The organism is Paenibacillus caui (genome assembly GCF_019904135.1).
GTDB classification, from domain to species: domain Bacteria; phylum Bacillota; class Bacilli; order Paenibacillales; family Paenibacillaceae; genus Fontibacillus; species Fontibacillus caui.
On sequence record NZ_JAIOGQ010000032.1, the window covers coordinates 46023 to 52027 of the forward strand.

General features: G+C 49.9%; 3 protein-coding genes. All 3 read left to right on the plus strand.

The window, feature by feature from the left end; translation table 11 throughout:
* Window positions 1-159: 159 nt before the first annotated feature.
* Window positions 160-2310 (plus strand): methyl-accepting chemotaxis protein, encoded by a 2151-nt coding sequence (locus K7397_RS17405; RefSeq protein ID WP_223069283.1) that lies wholly within the window; start codon window positions 160-162, stop codon window positions 2308-2310.
* A gap of 146 nt (window positions 2311-2456) precedes the next feature.
* Window positions 2457-4241, plus strand: coding sequence for a peptidoglycan D,D-transpeptidase FtsI family protein (locus K7397_RS17410; RefSeq protein WP_223069284.1), 1785 nt, complete (start codon window positions 2457-2459; stop codon window positions 4239-4241).
* A 138-nt stretch (window positions 4242-4379) separates the two neighbouring features.
* Window positions 4380-5816, plus strand: coding sequence for a polysaccharide deacetylase family protein (locus K7397_RS17415; RefSeq protein ID WP_223069286.1), 1437 nt, complete (start codon window positions 4380-4382; stop codon window positions 5814-5816).
* The last annotated feature ends 189 nt before the right edge of the window (window positions 5817-6005 follow it).

A 6005-nucleotide genomic window follows, 5' to 3' on the forward strand; every position in this document is an offset into this window, starting at 1 on the left:
CAGCTTACGGAGCTTTCGCCTATGGCGAGGGCTTTTTTGTTACTTTTAACAATAAATTTAGTCAAAAAGTCGGATAAGTCATCGGAGGTCTTAAGAAAGTAGATCTGCAACCGACATAGTAAATAAGGCATATATTTTTCAGAGAGACAGGTGAGGTTGATGGGGCTGATTTCTAAGAATAACAAGCGGGAAAAGGAGGAGAAGAACACCGTAAGGAAGGATATGGAAATTAAAGCGAAGTTTAAAGCTATAATTAAGAAAACGTTTACATATATCAAGAAAATAAAACCAGGGAAGCTGGATCCTGTCAAATCCGTCGGGGCGCGGTTGTTTCTTATTTTCTTTATTGCCATTATGTTTTTTGTTATCGCACTAGGTATTTTATCCTATCAAACGGCAAGAAACACCATTCAGGATAACGCCAGATTTTCCAACCAGCAGACCGTCATTCAGACCTCCCAGAAATTGGATATTATTTTCAAGCAGTATGAAGCAAACCTGCTGATGATGTTCTTTGATCAGGAAGTGCAGAATGATATAGGGGATCTAAAAGGTTCCAACGATGAATACAATCATTTTCTCCTTATGAAAGCGATCAGCCAAAAAATGACCAATTATATTTATTCCACGCAGGGAGCACAGGCTGTTTATTTAGCTTCTGTAAGCCATGTCTTCAACCCGATCTCCGCGGGTACACCAGATACGAATTTTGTATCAACCTTGGAACAGCAGCCCTGGTACAAGGATTTGTCTGCCGATTCTTCTTCCCTCTGGGTGCCGGTTTCGAATGATCAGGGCGGCACCATATTCCGCTATATCCAATCTTTTAAAACGACGACGGGTACAGAGCGGTATATAGTAGCTCTCGATATTAATTTAAATGTTCTAACGGATCAATTAGACCAAGTTTCGTTGGGCCAAGGCTCCAAAGTGCAGCTCATTACCAACTCGGGGCAAATCGTTGCTTCAAATCTGGAAGACGAAAACGGAACCCGTACGGCTTTCCAAGCAATTGCAAAAGACACCAGTAACACGGACAGTCTTACTACCAAGGATGAAGAGGGAAAATCGGTCCTGGCCGTATATAACACTCTGGAAGTGCCGGGATGGAAGCTCGTCGGCATCGTCCCGGTCGACAATCTGGTTGCTGATGCGAAGCAAATTATGAGAACCACCTACCTGTCAGCGATTATCGTTGCCGTTATCGCCATCTTAATCGGCATGTGGATGGTTCGCATGATTGCGCGTCCGCTCGCTAAAATGAATACGCTGATGCAGGAAGGAGCTATGGGCAATCTCAATGTCCGCATGAAGCATGCGGGGAGAGATGAGATTGGCCAGCTTTCGGGCAGCTTTAACAAGATGATGGAGCAGATTACCGAGCTTGTGACACATGCGAACAACTCTTCGATTGAAGTTCTGGCAACGGCTTCCGAGCTGGCGGATGCATCACGGAAAACGGCTTTGTCCGCGAAGGAAATTGCGGTCGCTACGGAAGAGATTGCCAAAGGGGCAACCAGTCTGGCGGCTGAAGCGGAACGGGGCAGCGATCTTACGGAAAATATCGGCACACAGGTATCCGAAGTGATTGCCTCCAATAAGGAAATGCAGGATTCGGCAAGACAGGTCGAACAGGCCAGCGAACTTGGAACCCGGTATTTGCAGGGCTTAACCCAAAAAACCAACATTACCGGTGAAATGACCCGGGCTTTGGCGGACCGGGTAAATTCACTTCATGCCAGCAGCACATCCGTATTGAAAGTGCTTGATGTTATGCAAAATATTACGCAGCAGACCAACATTCTGTCCCTCAATGCAACGATTGAGGCGGCACGCGCCGGAGCGGCGGGCCGAGGCTTCATGGTCGTGGCCGATGAGATTCGTCAGCTTGCAGAACAATCCAAGCAATCCATTACGATGGTCGGGCAAATTGCGGATCAGATCCAGCAGGAAATGAACGAAACCATCAAGGCGCTGGAGGAAGTGAATCCACTGTTTGAACAGCAAATCCAATCCGTTAAGGAGACGGGAGAAATCTTTGTTTCCGTCCAGGAGCAGATGAACATATTTGTAGCCAAACTGGATATGGCGACGGCTTCCATTGAAGGGCTGAGCAAATCGCAAAATATTTTGTCCGAAGCCATGACCAATGTCAGCGCGGTCGCAGAGGAATCGTCCGCAACGTCCGAAGAGGTTGCTTCACTGAGCAGCGAGCAGCAGATGATCGGGGATCAGCTTGTCCAGCTGTCAGGCAAACTGGAGGACGTATCCGACCAGCTTAAAGATTCCTTGTCCAGATTTAAAATTTAATACTAAAGCTTATAGCAGACGTCTATCTTATTAAAAGGTAGACGTCTTTTTTGCCAGCGCTGCCGATTCAGGGGAATGCAAAAGAAGGGAGCAGGTGTAAATCAAGCCAACTGAGGGGATACTTTGATCGAAGGAGGCGTACGGGAATGAAGCTTGCGATCAAGAAGCGTATCTTTTACAACTTGCTGATCATTACCGCTTTTATCGGAGTTTTGCTTGCGCGCCTGGCATGGCTGCAGTTGTTTGACGGTGTTCCCAAGCCTCCTTCGGCGCATGGAAGAACTGCGAACAAAATGGCGGTAATGCAGCGGGAATCGCGAATTGAACTGGATACCGGACGGGGAAGATTCGTGGATATGTTCGGTCGCCCCTTGACGAATGAAGTGGTATTATCCCCGGCTTTATTTCCGCTGCGCGAAGACATTCAGCCAGAGCAGCTTATATCGCTCTCCGGCCTCCTTGGAACATCTCCGAAGAAACTCGTCCGGACCTGGAAGTCTTTGCAGCATCCCGCCTTCTGGACTGACGCTGCAACCGGCAGCCCTTTACGTTTGACGGCTGGGGAGGCGGCCGCTCTGGAACGGCTAAAAATCCCCTCCGTCAAGTCCTTGCCTGTCGTGCGCAGATACGCAAACAACAAATCCGGCAAACAGTGGCTGGGTTTTGTTGCAGAGCAGCCGGAATCGGTGCTGCAAATGAATGCAAAAGCGGCAGCTTCGAACAGGCTCTCCCTTTCCGCAAAGCTCGGAGCCGCGGGCCTGGAGAAGACCTTCGACAGATTGCTCAGGGGGGAGGGCGTAACCGATGCTTCCTATCTGGTCGACGCGTACAACCGTCCGCTTTCGTATGATGCCATGCGGGTTCATGCTCCGGGAAATCCCTATTATCCATTGACTGTAGTGACCACGATTCATCTGGAGCTTCAGAACAGGATTGAGCAGTTGGCCAGCCAAAAAGGGATGAAGGAGGGAGCCATTGTCATTCTGGATGCAAAGAGCGGCGACATCGCAGCTATGGTGTCGCTTCCTTTTTTCAATCCGAACAAGGTCGATGCAGCTCAAGGAAACTGGAGCAATCGCGCCGTAAAAGCTGCGGTTCCAGGCTCCATTTTCAAAGTGGTGACGGCTGCTGCAGCGCTCGAAACAGGGGTATCCCGACCCGGCGATCATTTTATGTGCAGAGGCGGTTACGGCAAATACGGCTTGTCCTGCTGGAAAAAAGGCGGGCATGGCGATATTACGCTCGCCAGGGGATTCGCCGAGTCCTGCAACACCGTGTTTGGCAATTTGGGCGAGAGATTGTCGCCAGCGGCGCTCGAGTGGACGGCGGACGCTTTGGGACTCGGGCGTACCATCGGCTGGAAGGAGCCTTTTATAGATGGCGAAACGCTCAGGCAGATCGACCAGGAGGAGGCTGGAACGGTTTTTGGGCATGAATCCCATCCCGAAGACAGCGGAGTACGGGCTCAGACTGCCATTGGGCAGCGCAGTGTCCTGCTGAGTCCCCTCCAGGCTGCGAATATGGTCGTGACCCTGCTGCATGGAGGAGTTGTGCAGGCGCCGCGCTTGGTCAGCGGCATTCAATATGCGAACGGGACCGGGATGGTCCGTTTTAAGCGCCATGAATCCCCAGGCCACGGACGAATATCGGCATACACGGCAAACACCCTGATGAAATGGATGAGAGCTGTCGTTACCGATGGAACCGGTAAACGGCTGCAGAAAGCCGTATGGGATCTTGCAGGCAAATCCGGAACGGCGCAGGTTGTGCGGTCAGGAAAGGCGCTTAACGATCAATGGTTCATCGGCTTTGGACCGGTTCAAAGCCCGAAATATGCCGCTGCAGTGCTTGTGCAGAGCAGAGAACCGGGTTCCTCCCATCTGGCAACCGAACTGTTCGGAGATGTTATGGACATTTTATCCGAATTCTGAACCGGAAGGCAGGCGCAGGCAGGCATAAAAAAAGAAGCCTATTTAATTTCTTTTATGATAAAATAGAGACGATGTTCAAACATGATTCTGATTTGAGCAAGCAAAAGTCAGTGATATAGAGAGAAATGGGGAATTAACATGGAGACTTTGCTGCTGGGTATGTTTTACATTTTCTCGTTATATGCATTTATTCCGGGATTAATCAGCCGGCTGTTTGGTTTCCGCGTATTCAAAAAAGGCATTTCCGATCATGAAATTGCCTTAACATTTGATGACGGACCTGATCCGGTATATACGCCTCAGCTACTGGATTTACTTAAGCGTTATGATGCCAAGGCAACCTTCTTCGTTGTTGGTTCAAGCGCGGAGAAGCATCCTGAACTGATCAAAAGAATTCATGATGACGGCCATTTGCTTGGCATCCACAATTATAAACATAAGACCAATTGGCTGATGCGGCCGAAAACGGTCACCAAGCACGTGTCCATGACAGCCAAAATTATTCATGACGCTACCGGGCAGGATGCGCATTACTACCGTCCGCCTTGGGGAATCGTCAACCTGTTTGATTTTACCAAGCGCAAGGATTTGCAGCTGGTTCTCTGGTCGGCCATATTCAAGGACTGGCGCGCCCGGGTAGGCTCGGATAAGCTGACGAAGCGCATGATCAAAAAGCTCCGGGGCGGGGAGGTATTCCTGCTGCATGATTGCGGAACGACGCTTGGGGCTAATGCGAATGCTCCGCATGAGATGCTGACTGCCCTTGAACGGGTGCTGGAAGAGGCGAAGCGCCGAGGCATTCAGAGCATAACGATCCGGGATATGATTCAGCGAACGGCTCAGGCCAAGAATGATGCCCATTCTGCCTCAGCTGAAAAGAAGTACAGTCAACATAAGAGAGGTGTTCCGGTTTTGCCACGGTATAAGCGGGTTCTTGTTTCAGTGTGGCTGCTATGGGAAAGACTGTTCCACTTTATCTTCAACTTGCAGACAACCAATAACGAAGATTCGATGTTTTTCTTCCGCCGTATCACTTATTCGGGGCAGCCTGTCGCCATGAACGGAGGGGGGATCCTGGTTAAGGGCGATCCGATTCTTGAATTGCATTTTGACAACAAGAAATTGTTCCAGCTCGGAACTAAAGCAAAATCGTCAATGCATCTTGCGATTCAGTTGATACGCTCAACCCAGAAGGCGCTGCCCGAAATTGCGGAGTACATTAAAAGCCATCCTGAATTAAGCGACGTAAAGGCATTATATGGAGTTTCGATGATCAACCGGGGGCCGGAGCAATTCGGGTTTACGATTGCAGATCTGCCGAAAGGTTTTTTCGCGAGATCGACAAAGTTTTATTTAAGGCTGCTCATGAGCGTGATTCATCCGTCGGGGCGCGAGAGAGTCCGGAGCCGTCAGGAGGAAATGGTGCCTAAACTCATTGTAATCCCGACCGAGCTGCTGTACGAGCGATTTGCCAAGAGTGACTCACATTGTCCTCCTGTAACTTCCAGCAAGCAGGAAAACCAGGAGGAACAGGAGAAAAGCGACACCGGACTTAAAGCCAGCATGCCTTGCTAATATAAAATAATACAGCTTATCGAGATGCAAAAAGGGGACGGAAGACCGTCCCCTTTTTGCTAGTACGCCCAGCATGGGCGTCATCTACACGGTGAAAGTCCGGAATGGGGGCTGGCGAGCGCCTACCATTAGCCAAGGGTAAGGGTGTCCCATCGTGAGGTGGAATCTGAAGGAAGCCGGAGGCAAAAG

Excerpts from the sequence above, each read along its gene's own strand:
- K7397_RS17410 (WP_223069284.1), top strand. The coding sequence starts at position 2,457 with ATGAAGCTTGCGATCAAGAAGCGTATCTTTTACAACTTGCTGATCATT.
- K7397_RS17415 (WP_223069286.1), top strand. The coding sequence starts at position 4,380 with ATGGAGACTTTGCTGCTGGGTATGTTTTACATTTTCTCGTTATATGCA.
- K7397_RS17405 (WP_223069283.1), top strand. The coding sequence starts at position 160 with ATGGGGCTGATTTCTAAGAATAACAAGCGGGAAAAGGAGGAGAAGAAC.